General features: G+C 44.2%; 13 protein-coding genes. 12 read left to right on the top strand and 1 reads right to left on the bottom strand.

The window, feature by feature from the left end; translation table 11 throughout:
• Positions 1 to 35 precede the first annotated feature (35 nt).
• From purM to purB, 12 genes are all read left to right on the top strand, one after another.
• Positions 36 to 1,058: a phosphoribosylformylglycinamidine cyclo-ligase gene (purM, locus tag K1I53_RS06790; protein WP_223328835.1), complete on the top strand. Its 1,023-nt coding sequence runs from the start codon at positions 36 to 38 to the stop codon at positions 1,056 to 1,058.
• Positions 1,055 to 1,600: a phosphoribosylglycinamide formyltransferase gene (gene purN / locus K1I53_RS06785; RefSeq protein WP_223328834.1), complete on the top strand. Its 546-nt coding sequence runs from the start codon at positions 1,055 to 1,057 to the stop codon at positions 1,598 to 1,600. Before purM ends, purN begins: the two co-directional genes overlap by 4 nt.
• A 15-nt stretch (positions 1,601 to 1,615) precedes the next feature.
• The gene (purH, locus tag K1I53_RS06780) at positions 1,616 to 3,163 is read left to right on the top strand and encodes a bifunctional phosphoribosylaminoimidazolecarboxamide formyltransferase/IMP cyclohydrolase (protein ID WP_223328833.1); all 1,548 of its coding nucleotides are present in this window, start codon (positions 1,616 to 1,618) and stop codon (positions 3,161 to 3,163) included.
• Positions 3,164 to 3,283: 120 nt separating this feature from the next.
• Positions 3,284 to 4,549 carry a phosphoribosylamine--glycine ligase gene (purD, locus tag K1I53_RS06775; RefSeq protein WP_223328832.1) on the top strand — a complete coding sequence of 422 codons (1,266 nt, stop codon included), beginning with the start codon at positions 3,284 to 3,286 and terminating at the stop codon, positions 4,547 to 4,549.
• 201 nt (positions 4,550 to 4,750) lie between these two features.
• Positions 4,751 to 5,239 carry a 5-(carboxyamino)imidazole ribonucleotide mutase gene (gene purE, locus K1I53_RS06770; RefSeq protein WP_223328857.1) on the top strand — a complete coding sequence of 163 codons (489 nt, stop codon included), beginning with the start codon at positions 4,751 to 4,753 and terminating at the stop codon, positions 5,237 to 5,239.
• Positions 5,226 to 6,317, top strand: a complete 1,092-nt coding sequence (purK, locus tag K1I53_RS06765; protein WP_263285142.1) for a 5-(carboxyamino)imidazole ribonucleotide synthase — start codon at positions 5,226 to 5,228, stop codon at positions 6,315 to 6,317. The genes purE and purK overlap by 14 nt, the downstream gene beginning before the upstream one ends.
• 25 nt (positions 6,318 to 6,342) lie before the next feature.
• Entirely contained in the window at positions 6,343 to 6,978 is a 636-nt protein-coding gene (locus tag K1I53_RS06760; RefSeq protein ID WP_223328831.1) for a YdcF family protein, read from the top strand.
• 14 nt (positions 6,979 to 6,992) lie between these two features.
• Positions 6,993 to 7,220: a hypothetical protein gene (locus K1I53_RS06755; RefSeq protein ID WP_000614688.1), complete on the top strand. Its 228-nt coding sequence runs from the start codon at positions 6,993 to 6,995 to the stop codon at positions 7,218 to 7,220.
• 3 nt (positions 7,221 to 7,223) lie between these two features.
• Entirely contained in the window at positions 7,224 to 7,916 is a 693-nt protein-coding gene (locus K1I53_RS06750; RefSeq protein ID WP_223328830.1) for an aspartate/glutamate racemase family protein, read from the top strand.
• Positions 7,917 to 8,009: 93 nt separating this feature from the next.
• Complete coding sequence (locus K1I53_RS06745; RefSeq protein ID WP_000102379.1) at positions 8,010 to 8,906, top strand: DUF6731 family protein; 897 nt, start codon at positions 8,010 to 8,012, stop codon at positions 8,904 to 8,906.
• On the top strand, positions 8,881 to 9,420 hold the full coding sequence (locus K1I53_RS06740) for a hypothetical protein (RefSeq protein WP_223328829.1): 540 nt from the start codon (positions 8,881 to 8,883) through the stop codon (positions 9,418 to 9,420). Before K1I53_RS06745 ends, K1I53_RS06740 begins: the two co-directional genes overlap by 26 nt.
• A complete protein-coding gene (gene purB / locus K1I53_RS06735) occupies positions 9,417 to 10,715 on the top strand; it encodes an adenylosuccinate lyase (RefSeq protein WP_198458997.1) in 1,299 nt (432 codons plus the stop codon). Before K1I53_RS06740 ends, purB begins: the two co-directional genes overlap by 4 nt.
• A gap of 57 nt (positions 10,716 to 10,772) precedes the next feature.
• On the opposite strand, the gene strH is transcribed toward purB, so the two are convergent.
• Positions 10,773 to 14,804, bottom strand: coding sequence for an LPXTG-anchored beta-N-acetylhexosaminidase StrH (gene strH, locus K1I53_RS06730; RefSeq protein ID WP_223328828.1), 4,032 nt, complete (start codon positions 14,802 to 14,804; stop codon positions 10,773 to 10,775).
• Positions 14,805 to 14,975: the final 171 nt, after the last annotated feature.

Below are 14,975 nucleotides of genomic sequence, written 5' to 3'. Positions count from 1 at the left end.
TAGCCTATCCTCCATTAAAGAAAAGGAATAAACAAATGACAAATAAAAATGCTTATGCGCAATCTGGTGTAGATGTTGAAGCGGGTTATGAAGTAGTTGAACGAATAAAAAAACATGTGGCTCGTACGGATCGTGCAGGTGTTATGGGAGCTCTTGGTGGTTTTGGTGGTATGTTTGACCTTTCAAAAACAGGTGTCAAAGAGCCCGTCTTGATCTCAGGGACTGACGGTGTCGGGACCAAGCTCATGCTGGCCATCAAGTACGACAAGCACGATACTATCGGTCAGGACTGTGTGGCTATGTGTGTTAATGACATCATCGCTGCAGGTGCGGAGCCTCTTTACTTCCTTGACTACGTCGCGACTGGCAAGAATGAACCAGCTAAACTAGAACAAGTCGTTGCTGGCGTGGCAGAAGGTTGTGTGCAGGCAGGCGCTGCTCTCATCGGTGGGGAAACGGCTGAAATGCCTGGTATGTATGGCGAAGATGACTACGACTTGGCTGGTTTTGCAGTCGGTGTGGCTGAAAAATCTCAAATCATAGACGGTTCAAAAGTAGCCGAAGGTGATGTCCTTCTCGGGCTTGCTTCGAGTGGGATTCACTCAAATGGTTACTCGCTCGTCCGTCGTGTCTTTGCGGACTACACAGGTGAGGAAGTCTTGCCAGAATTGGAAGGCAAGAAACTCAAAGAAGTCCTCCTTGAGCCGACTCGCATCTATGTCAAGGCTGTCTTACCACTCATCAAGGAAGAGCTGGTCAACGGTATTGCCCACATCACAGGTGGTGGCTTTATCGAGAATGTCCCTCGCATGTTTGCAGATGACCTAGCTGCGGAAATTGAAGAAGACAAAGTTCCAGTGCTTCCGATTTTTAAAGCCCTTGAAAAATACGGTCAAATCAAGCATGAAGAAATGTTTGAAATCTTCAATATGGGTGTGGGACTCATGTTGGCAGTTAGCCCTGAAAATGTAGATCATGTCAAGGAATTACTAGATGAACCAGTCTATGAAATTGGTCGCATCGTCAAGAAAGAAAACGAAAGTGTCATCATCAAATGAAAAAAATAGCGGTTTTTGCCTCTGGTAATGGCTCAAATTTTCAGGTGATTGCCGAAGAATTTCCGGTGGAGTTTGTTTTTTCAGACCACCGAGATGCCTATGTACTGGAGCGTGCAGACAAGCTTGGTGTTCTATCCTACGCTTTTGAACTCAAGGAATTTGAGAACAAGGCGGACTACGAAGCAGCCCTTGTCGAACTCTTGGAAGAACACCAGATTGACTTGGTTTGCCTCGCCGGCTACATGAAAATCGTTGGACCAACATTACTTGGAGCCTATGAAGGCCGGATTATCAACATTCATCCAGCCTACCTGCCAGAATTTCCAGGAGCTCATGGGATTGAGGATGCTTGGGATGCTGGTGTCGCTGAGAGTGGCGTGACCATTCACTGGGTGGACTCAGGTGTGGATACAGGAAAGGTCATCAAACAAGTCCGTGTACCACGTCTAGCTGGTGATACGATTGAAAACTTTGAAGCTCGCATTCATGAAGCGGAGTACAAGTTGTATCCGGAAGTTATTAGAGAATTGTTGGACAAGTAAATGAAAGGAAAAAACATGACTAAACGCGCCTTAATCAGCGTCTCAGACAAAGCGGGCATTGTTGAATTTGCCCAAGAACTCAAAAAACTTGGTTGGGAGATTGTCTCGACAGGTGGGACCAAGGTTGCCCTTGATAATGCTGGGGTAGATACCATTGCGATTGATGATGTGACTGGGTTCCCAGAAATGATGGACGGTCGTGTGAAGACTCTCCACCCAAATATCCACGGTGGTCTCCTCGCTCGTCGTGACTTGGATAGCCACCTTCAAGCGGCTAAGGACAATAATATCGAATTGATTGACCTTGTGGTGGTAAACCTTTACCCATTCAAGGAAACGATTCTCAAACCAGATGTGACGTATGCAGATGCAGTGGAGAATATCGATATTGGCGGGCCATCCATGCTTCGTTCAGCAGCGAAAAACCATGCTAGCGTAACGGTTGTAGTAGACCCTGCTGATTATGCTGTTGTTTTGGACGAATTGTCAGCAAACGGTGAAACTACTTATGAAACTCGCCAACGTTTAGCAGCCAAGGTTTTCCGTCACACAGCGGCTTATGATGCTTTGATTGCGGAATACTTCACAGCTCAAGTGGGTGAAGCAAAACCAGAAAAACTCACTTTGACCTATGACCTCAAGCAAGCCATGCGCTATGGGGAAAATCCTCAACAGGACGCTGACTTCTACCAAAAAGCTTTGCCGACAGACTACTCAATTGCTTCCGCCAAACAACTGAACGGAAAAGAATTGTCCTTCAATAACATCCGCGATGCGGATGCGGCGATTCGTATTATCCGTGATTTCAAAGATCGTCCAACTGTTGTGGCTCTCAAACACATGAACCCGTGCGGTATCGGTCAAGCTGATGACATTGAAACTGCTTGGGACTATGCTTACGAGTCTGACACAGTGTCTATCTTTGGTGGCATTGTCGTCCTTAACCGTGAGGTGGATGCTGCGACTGCTGAGAAGATGCACGGAGTTTTCCTTGAAATCATCATCGCACCAAGCTATACGGATGAAGCGCTAGCTATTTTGATCAACAAAAAGAAAAACTTGCGAATCCTGGAGTTGCCATTTGACGCTCAAGATGCTAGTGAAGTGGAAGCAGAATACACAGGTGTTGTCGGTGGACTTCTTGTGCAAAACCAAGACGTGGTCAAAGAAAGCCCAGCTGACTGGCAAGTCGTTACCAAACGCCAACCAACTGAGACAGAAGCGACAGCCCTTGAGTTTGCTTGGAAAGCTATCAAATACGTCAAATCAAACGGTATCATCGTGACCAACGACCACATGACACTTGGTGTTGGCCCTGGTCAAACCAACCGTGTAGCTTCTGTTCGTATTGCGATTGAACAGGCCAAAGATCGTCTGGACGGTGCTGTCCTTGCTTCGGATGCCTTCTTCCCATTTGCGGATAATGTGGAAGAAATCGCCAAAGCAGGTATCAAGGCCATCATCCAACCAGGCGGATCCGTCCGTGACCAAGAGTCCATCGAAGCAGCGGATAAATACGGCTTGACCATGGTCTTCACAGGAGTAAGACATTTTAGACATTAAAAAACGAAAGGGAAGAAAACAGTTTCTTTCCTTTTTTTGCTTTAAAAGCGAAACGAAACAAGATTAAAACGAACGTTTGTGATATAATGTTAGTAAATAATTCGCAAAAGAGGTTGAGAGATGAAGCTGTTAGTTGTCGGTTCGGGTGGTCGTGAACATGCGATTGCCAAGAAGTTGCTTGAGTCAAAAGACGTTGAAAAAGTTTTTGTAGCTCCTGGAAATGACGGAATGACTCTGGATGGGTTGGAATTGGCAAATATCGCTATTTCCGAACATTCTAAGTTGATTGAGTTTGCAAAGGTCAACGATATCGCTTGGACCTTCATCGGGCCAGATGATGCCCTTGCTGCTGGAATAGTGGATGATTTTAACAAAGCTGGTCTGAAAGCCTTTGGTCCGACCAAGGTTGCAGCGGAGCTGGAGTGGTCCAAGGATTTTGCTAAGGAAATTATGGTCAAATACGGCGTTCCGACAGCAGCCTATGGCACATTTTCAGATTTTGAAAAAGCCAAGGATTATATCGAAAAGCAGGGAGCGCCTATCGTGGTCAAGGCGGACGGCCTAGCTCTAGGCAAGGGCGTGGTCGTCGCAGAGACTGTGGAGCAGGCAGTCGAAGCCGCTCATGAGATGCTCTTAGACAATAAATTTGGTGACTCAGGTGCGCGTGTAGTCATCGAGGAATTCCTTGACGGGGAGGAGTTCTCTCTCTTTGCTTTTGTCAATGGGGACAAGTTCTACATCATGCCGACGGCTCAGGACCACAAACGTGCTTACGATGGCGACAAGGGGCCTAACACTGGTGGGATGGGTGCCTATGCGCCAGTTCCTCACTTACCAGAGAGCGTGGTTGCCACAGCGGTTGACACTATTGTCAAGCCAGTCATTGAAGGGATGATCAAAGAAGGCCGTCCGTATCTTGGCATCCTCTACGCTGGCCTTATCTTGACAATTGATGGACCGAAAGTCATCGAGTTCAACGCTCGTTTTGGAGATCCCGAAACTCAGATTATCTTGCCACGATTGACATCTGACTTTGCACAAAATATCACGGATATTCTCGATGGTAAGGAGCCGAAGATCACGTGGACGGACAAGGGTGTGACTCTGGGTGTGGTTGTCGCATCAAACGGTTATCCACTGGCTTATGAGAAGGGTGTCAAGCTTCCAGCTAAAACCGAAGGCGACATCATCACCTACTATGCAGGGGCTAAGTTTGCGGAAAATAGCAGAGCACTGCTATCTAACGGCGGACGTGTCTATATGCTTGTCACCACAGCCGATACCGTCAAAGACGGCCAAAACACTATCTACAGCGAACTCAACAAACAAAACACAGAAGGTCTCTTCTACCGAACAGATATCGGAAGCAAGGCCATAAAAGATTAACAGACACAAAAATTATCATGGTGAGCGAAAGCGAGCCAAAGAAAGTAAGATAATGGTCGCCGTGGTGAAAAGGCCAGCACAGAAACTGTTCTGGTCGGGGAAAATTTGAGACTTAGGATCAAATTTTAGGAATGAAACCGAAGGTTTGCTTCCGTCCCCACCACCTAAGACCATTATCAAAAAAGAAAAGGAAAAATTATGATTAAACCAGTAATTTCCATCATCATGGGCTCAAAATCCGACTGGGCAACCATGCAAAAAACAGCTGAAGTCCTGGACCGTTTCGGTGTAGCCTACGAAAAGAAGGTTGTCTCTGCCCACCGTACACCGGACCTCATGTTCAGACATGCTGAAGAAGCTCGTAGTCGCGGCATCAAGGTCATTATCGCAGGTGCTGGTGGCGCAGCCCATTTGCCAGGTATGGTCGCTGCTAAAACCACCCTTCCTGTCATTGGCGTACCAGTCCAATCGCGTGCTCTTAGTGGTGTCGATTCGCTCTACTCTATCGTACAGATGCCGGGTGGCGTGCCTGTGGCAACTATGGCTATCGGTGAAGCAGGAGCGACCAATGCGGCCCTCTTTGCTCTCCGTCTCCTGTCAGTAGAGGATCAGGCTATCGCGACAGCATTGGCTGATTTCGCAGAAGAGCAAGGAAAAATCGCAGAGGAGTCTACAAATGAGCTCATCTAAAACAATCGGAATTATCGGTGGCGGTCAGCTGGGGCAGATGATGGCCATTTCTGCTATCTACATGGGGCACAAGGTCATCGCGCTGGATCCTGCGGCGGATTGCCCAGCCTCTCGCGTGGCGGAGATCATCGTGGCTCCTTATAACGATGTGGATGCCCTCCGTCAGTTGGCTGAGCGTTGCGATGTCCTCACCTATGAGTTTGAAAATGTAGACGCTGACGGTTTGGACGCTGTTATCAAGGATGGGCAGCTTCCACAAGGTACAGACCTGCTTCGTATTTCGCAAAATCGTATTTTTGAAAAGGACTTTCTTTCAAATAAGGCTCAAGTCACTGTGGCACCCTACAAGGTTGTGACTTCAAGTCAAGATTTGGCAGATATTGACCTGTCGAAAAACTATGTTCTTAAGACTGCGACTGGTGGATACGATGGGCATGGACAAAAAGTCATTCGTTCAGAAGCAGACTTGGAAGAAGCCCGTGCACTAGCCGACTCAGCAGACTGCGTCTTGGAAGAATTTGTCAACTTCGACCTTGAGATTTCAGTCATCGTATCAGGGAATGGCAAGGACGTGACAGTATTCCCAGTTCAGGAAAATATCCACCGCAACAATATTCTTTCGAAAACCATTGTGCCAGCTCGCATTTCAGAAAGTCTAGCAGATAAGGCCAAAGCTATGGCCGTGCGAATCGCTGAGCAACTCAACTTGTCTGGAACGCTCTGTGTGGAAATGTTTGCGACAGCTGACGACATCATTGTCAATGAAATTGCGCCACGTCCACACAACTCTGGGCACTACTCTATCGAAGCCTGCGATTTTTCCCAGTTTGATACCCATATCTTGGGTGTTCTGGGAGCACCATTGCCAGTCATCAAACTCCATGCGCCTGCAGTCATGCTCAACGTCCTCGGTCAACACGTCGAGGCTGCTGAAAAGTATGTCGCAGAAAAACCAAGCGCCCACCTCCACATGTATGGTAAAATAGAAGCAAAGCACAACCGCAAAATGGGGCATGTGACTGTGTTTAGTAGTGTGCCGGATGAGGTTGGAGAATTTGGGAAAGGGATTGATTTTTAAAAAATCTGTGGAGGAAATGTTATAGATGAAACCGATTATTCCGAAAAGTCCAGAAGTTCCGAAAGAGTTCTCTAATAAAGAAATCTCCTTTTTGACTAAGAGTGTTTTTGGGAAAATAATCGAACCTCAGCCGTGTGATGTTTTATTTGTTTTCAGTGGGACTCACCCAGGCCACTGGGAAAAAGCTATTGAGGCATATCAAAAAGGTTATGTAAGACGAATCATTGTGACTGGTGGCCGAAGTTTGACAGGAACACCTCATCCAGATTGGAATGGACATACAGAGGCAGAGGTTATTATCCAGCATCTGCTGGCTGCAGGCATTCCTGAAGAAGCAATTAAATTTGAAAACTCTTCTAGCAATACTTTAGAAAACGTATTGTTTTCTAAAGAAATTTTTGATTTTAATACTGTTGAGACAGTTATGTTCATTTGCAAAAGTCACGCGACTGGTAGGCAATGGCGGACTTTGGCTCAGCACTTACCAAAGCATCTTCGCTACATCCCATATACCTTCAATGCCTTTTACAAGGATGTTGAGATTAGTCGGGATAGCTGGATGAATACAGACATTGGCAAGTCCAGAGTTTGGGGAGAATATCTGCGGCTTCTCCATTATGGAGAGAAGGGGGATATTTTAAAGTTAGATGTTGAATTGTGATATAGGAGGTTTCTATGATTCAAATCATCGTCAATGCTTTTGTGGAAGAAGGCAAAGAAACTGCTGTTGTGGAAGTGCTCTTTGCCAGTGCTGACCATGAAAAAGTAAAAGCCAAATATCAGGAATTAAAGATTCAATATCCAAACAATTATCTGGCTATCTATGATTTGCCATTGGATACGGATCTAAGTAGCTTGCCACACTATCCGTCGGTAGCTATAAGCAAGGAGGAGTTTGATTAGTCTATGAAAACTATCGGTCTGATTGGCGGTATGAGTTGGGAAAGTACCACATCTTACTACCAAATCATCAACAAAACCATTAAAAAAGAGCTGGGTGGCTTGCATTCTGCTAAGATTCTACTTTATAGTGTTGATTTTGCAGAGATTGAGCATTATCAGGCAGTCGGAGACTGGGAGAAAAGCGGCCAACTTTTGGCAGATGTTGCTCAGCGCTTGGAGCAAGCAGGCGCGGATTTCATCGTTATTTGCACAAACACCATGCACAAGGTTGCTCCGCAGATACAAGAAAAGATTACGATTCCAATCTTGCATATTGCACAGGCAACTGCGCAGGCCTTGTTGGCTGATGGTATTCAAAAAGTCGGTCTTCTAGGGACTAAGTACACCATGACCCAAGATTTTTACAAGGAGAAATTAATAGAGTCTGGGTTAGAAGTGCTGATTCCAGACCAAGCTGGTATTACAGAGGTTAATCGGATCATTTATGACGAACTCTGTCTAGGGGATATCAAAGAAAGCTCAAAGCAGACTTATCTTGCTGTTATAGATGATTTGAAAAAAGCAGGCGCTGAAGCTGTTATCTTGGGTTGTACCGAGATTGGTCTCCTCATCAAGCAAACCGACATTGACCTGCCACTCTACGACACAACAGTGATTCATGCAGAGAAAGCAGCGGAGTGGGCGGTAAATAAATGATTATAGAAGACAAGTGCAATCGTAAGGTAGGGCGTGTGACAGTGTTTGGTGATGAGGTTGATGAGGTAGAGGAATTATAGAAAGAGGTTAAACTTGTCTACAGATAGTGTTGAAAAAATTTTCAAATGTGAATATTTTGATGTGTTTGAATATGTTAATGATGTAAAAGTGCCATTTGATCTTGAAAAATGGATAAAAGGTATTGATATTTCAAAGTATTCGCAGAACTCTGTCGAATATTTAGATGATTATATAAGAGTTGAAGATATTAGTTATAAAGAAAGTTTTGATTTGTGGTTTTTTCAATTTTTACGAATCAGAGATAAAGATGTCCCATTACTGTGTAAAAGAGAATCGGAAGCAGAAGAGTTATCTTTAAACGATGATGAATATGTAGCAGAACCGATGGTATGCTTATATGATTCTAAAAAGCATATTTTAATGGTTCAAAAGAATTCTCATAGTGTCAGTGCGGTTGGAATTGAAAAATATTTTCATAAGACTTTTACGGATAGTAAAATTAGGCTGGATAGAAAAATAGATTTCAAAGCTTTTGAAAAAGTAAAAAAAGCACAACAAGTTTCAAAAATTCGTTTTAGAATGAGTGAGGTTGATATTTTACAACGATTGGACATTTTCTCAAGATTGAAATCAAAACTAGGAAAAGCAATAGATTCAATGGGAGATATAGGGATTCCTTATTATGATATTACTTTATCAGTAGGACGGTATAAAACAAAGGAATTAGATACGGATGAGAAAAACAATTTATTAGATGATATTTTGTTATTGAATGATGAATATAAGGATCATGTAGAGAGAGCTGATTTTACAGTAAGGAATGAGGGAGTTTCTGAATTCGTGAGTCTATTTGGTAATATTATACAGGATGAAATTACAATTAAACAAGAAAGAAAATTACCGATAAAATACGATGACGTTAAACATAAGATGGGAGATATCTATGAGAAGAGAAAATCGGAATTCTGATTTCTTTATAAAAATATTTCCATTCTTGATATCAGCTGTGGTTGCAATTATAGATTGTAAAATAAATTTTATTTATGCGGGTTCTAAAGGGATAGATACATTATTTTCAAATTTAATAAATGTATTTGCAATCATAGTGGGTGTTTTGATAGCACTTTTTGGTATTTTGCCCTCTGTAAATAGTTCATTAATTATGGAGAGAATTCGTGAATATGACGCTGAGAGTGATTTATTTTATTTTTGTAAGGAAACATTATTTTTGAATTTCTTGTCTTTGTGTTTCACAATACTTCTTGGATTCATACATTCAAACTTTAATTTAAACAATTATAATTATATTTTTTATATTTGGTTATTTGTAGTATGTTCAACTCTAATATCATCGTTTAAAACAATATTAATTTTATTAAAGATTTCTTTCTGGTCATCTAAAAAAAAGGAAGAAATTGAAAAATTAGACGAATCTGAGTCTCAAAAACTTAAAAATAAATATGTAGATAAGGAGAAACAATGATCAACCGTTACTCTCGCCCTGAGATGGCGAACATTTGGAGTGAAGAAAATAAATACCGTGCTTGGCTTGAGGTGGAAATCTTGGCTGACGAGGCATGGGCTGAGTTGGGGGAAATCCCTAAGGAAGATGTGGCTTTGATTCGCGAGAAGGCGGATTTTGACATCGACCGTATTTTAGAAATCGAGCAGGAGACTCGCCACGATGTGGTGGCTTTCACGCGTGCGGTTTCTGAGACGCTTGGTGAAGAGCGCAAGTGGGTCCACTATGGATTGACTTCTACTGACGTGGTGGATACTGCCTATGGTTACCTCTACAAGCAGGCCAACGACATCATCCGTCGTGACCTTGAAAACTTCACCAACATCATCGCTGATAAGGCTAAGGAGCACAAGTTCACCATCATGATGGGGCGTACCCACGGGGTGCATGCTGAACCTACAACCTTTGGTCTTAAATTGGCGACTTGGTACAGCGAAATGAAGCGCAACATCGAGCGTTTCGAGCATGCGGCTGCTGGTGTGGAAGCTGGTAAAATCTCTGGTGCGGTTGGGAACTTTGCTAACATCCCACCATTTGTAGAGCAATACGTCTGTGACAAGCTTGGTATCCGTGCTCAAGAAATTTCTACACAGGTCCTTCCTCGTGACCTTCACGCTGAGTACTTTGCAGTTCTTGCTAGCATCGCAACTTCAATCGAACGTATGGCGACTGAAATTCGTGGTTTGCAAAAATCTGAGCAACGCGAAGTGGAAGAATTCTTTGCCAAAGGGCAAAAAGGCTCTTCAGCAATGCCTCACAAACGCAACCCTATCGGTTCTGAAAATATGACAGGTCTGGCGCGTGTTATCCGTGGTCACATGATTACGGCCTATGAAAATGTCGCTCTCTGGCACGAACGTGACATTTCCCACTCATCAGCTGAGCGTATCATCACACCAGATACGACTATTTTGATTGACTACATGCTCAACCGTTTCGGAAATATCGTCAAGAACTTGACGGTCTTCCCAGAAAATATGATCCGCAACATGAATTCTACTTTCGGTCTTATCTTTAGCCAACGTGCTATGTTGACCTTGATTGAAAAAGGTATGACCCGTGAGCAAGCCTATGACTTGGTGCAACCAAAAACAGCCTACTCTTGGGACAACCAAGTGGACTTTAAACCGCTTCTCGAAGCAGATCCAGAAGTGACATCACGCCTCACTCAAGATGAAATTGATGAAATCTTCAACCCTGCATACTACACCAAACGAGTGGATGACATCTTTGAACGTATCGGACTGGGTGATTAATCCTAACAATAAAAAGCGAGATTCAATCTCGCTTTTTTATATACTTATCGAAGGGTGTTAATCTTCTTTTTTCTTAGTGAGCCCGTAAGCTGCTAGTGTGGCCATGAGTCCTGCTGCGACCAAGCCTGCAGAGTCTTGACTTCCTGTTGCAGGGAGTTGTTTTTCATCTGCTTTGCTAGTAGTTGCTTCAGCTTGCTCAGCTTTCTCAACGGCAGTTCCGACTTCGACAACCTGAGCGACCGCTTCCTGCGATACCGCACTATTGACAAAGGTTCTTTCCTCCTTACCATCAGCAGTAGTGCTGACAGAGTAGAAAATCGTACGGCGGCCATTTACTCCGGAAACGACGACTTGACTTTGTCCTTTTGGCAATTGAGGATTTTCACGTGTCACAGTAGTGAATGGAATTTCTTCCTCTTGGATATCCAGTCTTGGTTTTGTTTCTGCGGCTGGAGCAAGACCGTGTTCGTCTCCTACATGGGTTACAAGGGTTCCGACTTCAATAACTTGAGTCACTGCTTCTTGAGTCACAAGGCTATCTACAAGAGTTTTCACTTCCTTACCGTCAGCACTAGTGCTCACAGAGTAGTAATGACTGCGACGACCGTTAGCTCCTTTAGTAACGACTTGAGTCTTCCCTTTGAGCAAGAGTGGATTTTCACGTGTCACGGTAGTGAACGGAATCTCTTCTTCTTGGATATCTAGTCTTGGTTTCGCTTCGGCAGCTGGAGCAAGGCCACTTTCATCCCCTTTGTGGGTAATAGGGGTACCGATTTCAACCACTTGGGTCACAGGTTCTTTGGTTACTTGGCTGTCTAGAACGGTTTCTGTTTGTTTACCATTTTCAGTAAGGACAGAGATGTAATGAGTGCGTTCACCATCTACACCTGGTGTGACAATCTTTTCTTGCTTAGCTGGGAGGTTCGGATTTTCCTTCTTGATGACCTCAAATGGAATCTTTTCTGCTCTTGTGATGAGTTCCGGTTTGGTTTCAACATTGGCAGCTAGTTCGTTTTCATCGAGGCTTCCTGAGTGGGTTGCCGCTGGTTTAAGGCTTAGGCGGGCTACTTTGAGCTTGGCTACGAGAGCGTCTAACTCGGCTTGTTTGTTACGGTTGAGGTTGTAGTTGAGAGCTTCTTTCGCTGCATTTAGGGCCTCCAAGCTTTCCTTGCTGTATCCATCCAAGTTTGCAGGGATTTGAGCAAGTTCCTCACGGAGGGCATTGTAGTTAGCGCGGAAGTAGTCTTTATTATTGTCTGCAAAGGCAGTCATGAGTTCAAAGATTTCTTCTTCCTTGTACTCAGCACTTGGTCTGTCTGCCCAGATAGCAAGCATGCTTCCGACGGTTGGAAGGTCTACCTCAGGATATTTGGTAGATGCAAGCTGGTTAAATGGTGTTTTTTTAGTATTTTCAATTGCTTTTTTGAGGAAACCACCACCATCTTCAGGTTTCTGGCCGAGAATGTAGTACCAGTCTCCGTTGGTGTTAAGGAATTTGTAGCCTTTGCTTGCCAGGTACTGAGGAGATGCAAGGTTGTAACCCCACCATCCCTTAGACCAGTAAGAGATGATGACATCCTTGTCAAACTCAACATCATCCTTGTCCTCGTAGTAGAAACCATCGTTGAAGGCCATTGGTTGAAGGCCTCTTTCTTTGGCCATAGCAGCAAGAGTGTTAGAGTACTCAGCAAACTTGCCATAGAGTCCATACCATTTGAGGTAGTACCAGCCTTGCGCGTTGGTAGCATCATTGGCATATTCGTCTGTACCGTAGTTGAAGATCTTAGTTTTGCCTGCAAAGAAGTCCATGTACTTGCCGATGAGGGCTTTGACAAAGTTAATCGCCTCTTCGTTTTCAAGGTCCATGGTTGTTTTGGATACCTTGTCAAAGTTGGCTTGAGGATTCTTGATTCCAAGTTTTTCCATAGCGACGAGCATGGCATCCATGTGACCTGGGCTGTTGATCGCTGGGATGAGTCCGAGGCCTTTTGATTTTGCGTACTCGATCAATTCAGTGATTTCAGCTTGACTAAGAGTGGTACCATTTGGATCATCGTAGTAAGCTTTTGTTCCTTCTATGATAGCCTTCTTGACATCATCGCTTGCATAAGTTTTTCCGTTAGCTGTGATGGTCATGTCATCAAGGAGGAAGCGAAGTCCATCGTTTCCTAGGAGAAGATGCACATCAGAGTAGCCGAGCTCGCTCGCTTTGTCTACGATACGTTTGAGTTGGTCGAGCGTGAAGTACTTACGTCCAGCATCGATAGAGATTACTTTGTTCTTGGCAAGCTTTTCAACTTCGCGTTTCGCGTCTTCTTCTTTTTGAGCTTCTGGTGTGAAGGTCAAGTTGCTGACAGCTTCTTGGAGTTTCGCGATTGCCTGGTCAATCGTGTCTTGTTGGGCGCGACTGAGGTTGCTATCGAGTGAGCGAATGGCTTTTTCAGCTTCTTTTACAGCTGCGACACTTTCTGCAGTATAGCGGTTAAGGTCTGTTGGGACTTCTTTCAGAGCTTGTTCAGCAGACTCATAATCAGCTGCGAAGTATTCAGCATTGGCATTTGCGAAGCTACGCATGAGTTTGAAGAGGCGTGATGGTGAATAGCGTGCAGATGGGGTATCCGCCCAAGCAGCTACCATACCCCCGATGAACGGGATAGTAGCTCCATCAGATTTTGGTACAGAAGTGATTGGAGTGTTCTTGATACCATTGAGTCCTTGGTCGAGGTTGTACCATCCTTGGCCATCGGCATTTCGTCCGAGGACGTAGTACCAAGCATCGTTGGTATTAAGGATTTGGTGGCCTTTTTCAACTAGAAGTTTAGAAGAAGCGACGTCGTATCCGCCCCATCCACCAGTCCACATAGAAACGATGATATCTTTGTCAAAGGTTCCAAAGCTAGTGTCGCTATTATAGTAGATACCATCGTTAAAGGCCATTGGTTTGAGGCCGTGAGATTTGACGATGCGAGCAAGGTCGTTTGCGTAGGCGATAAATTTGTCATAACCCTTGTCAGGGAATCCATCTTCTGGATACCACTTGTAGGCTTGAAGAACGCTCCAGCCTTTGGCGTTTGTAGCATCATTGGCGTACTCGTCTAGTCCGATATTGAAGATGTCAGATTTGCCAGCGAAGTAAGCAGCATACTTGTCGATCAGAGCTTTGGTAAATGCAACAGCCTCCTTGTTATCAAGGTCAACGGTACGAGCAGATTCCTTACCAAAGTAGTTGAAGTTCGGTTTTTGGATGCCTAGTTCTTTCATGGCATGCAAAATCGCATCCATGTGACCAGGGCTGTTTACAGTTGGAATGAGGCCAATACCTTTATTTTTAGCGTAGTTGATCAAGTCCGTCATCTGACTTTCTGTCAAATGGTTGCCGTTTGGATCCTTGTAGTAGGCATCAGTTCCGTTTTCGAGTGCACGTTTGACATCGTCGCTTGCATAGGTTTTGCCATTCGCTTTGATCGTCATGTCGTCCAACATAAAACGCATGCCGTCATTTCCAACTAGTAGATGAAGATCAGTATAGCCGTAGTGTTTGGCTTTGTCGATGATTTCTTTGAGTTGGTCTGGAGAGAAATACTTGCGTCCAGCGTCGATTGAGATCATTTTTCGTTTTGCCAGTTTTTCATTTACCTGAGCTGCTCGTTCCGTGCTAGGAGTGGCTACTGCAGGTGTGACGGCTTCATTTTTCTTTTCTGAAGAAGTGCTTTCAGCAGGAGTTTCAGCTGGGGCAGGGCTTTCTTTCTCGGCAGTAGGAGTTGGAGTAGCATTTTCTGTCACAACTGGTGCGCTTGACTCTTCTGTTGTTGGAGCAACTGTTCGAGGAGCCTCCTGGTCTTCTTTGACCTCCTCTTTTACAGGTTTGTCAGCCTTTTCTTCCAGTTTTTCTGGAACCTTGGAGTCTACAGCTTCCTTGACTGCTTGAGGACTCTCCTGAATAGTTTGAACAGTTTCTTCAGCTGTTGGAGCTGGAGTAATCCCGTCGGCAGATACGACTTGGGCGCTAAAAGCAAATCCTATAAGTACAGAAGCTGCCCCAACCGCGTATTTACGAATGGAGAAGCGCTGTTTCTTTTCTAGTTTCATGACAAAACCTCCTTGTTATTATCATATATGATAGCGTTTACATAAAACCAATTTTATTTTATTATCTAAGGAGTAAAATGTCAAGTGGGTTTATATAAGAACTATAATAAATAGAGGAAATCATAAGATTTAGGAGAAATTTGCTAATAAGGGATAAAACCGAGGAAAAAC

The sequence above is a fragment of the Streptococcus oralis genome (assembly GCF_019929365.1).
Lineage (GTDB): Bacteria > Bacillota > Bacilli > Lactobacillales > Streptococcaceae > Streptococcus > Streptococcus oralis_BT.
Note: the sequence above shows the minus strand (reverse complement) of the source record. Positions and strands in the feature narration are given on the sequence as shown.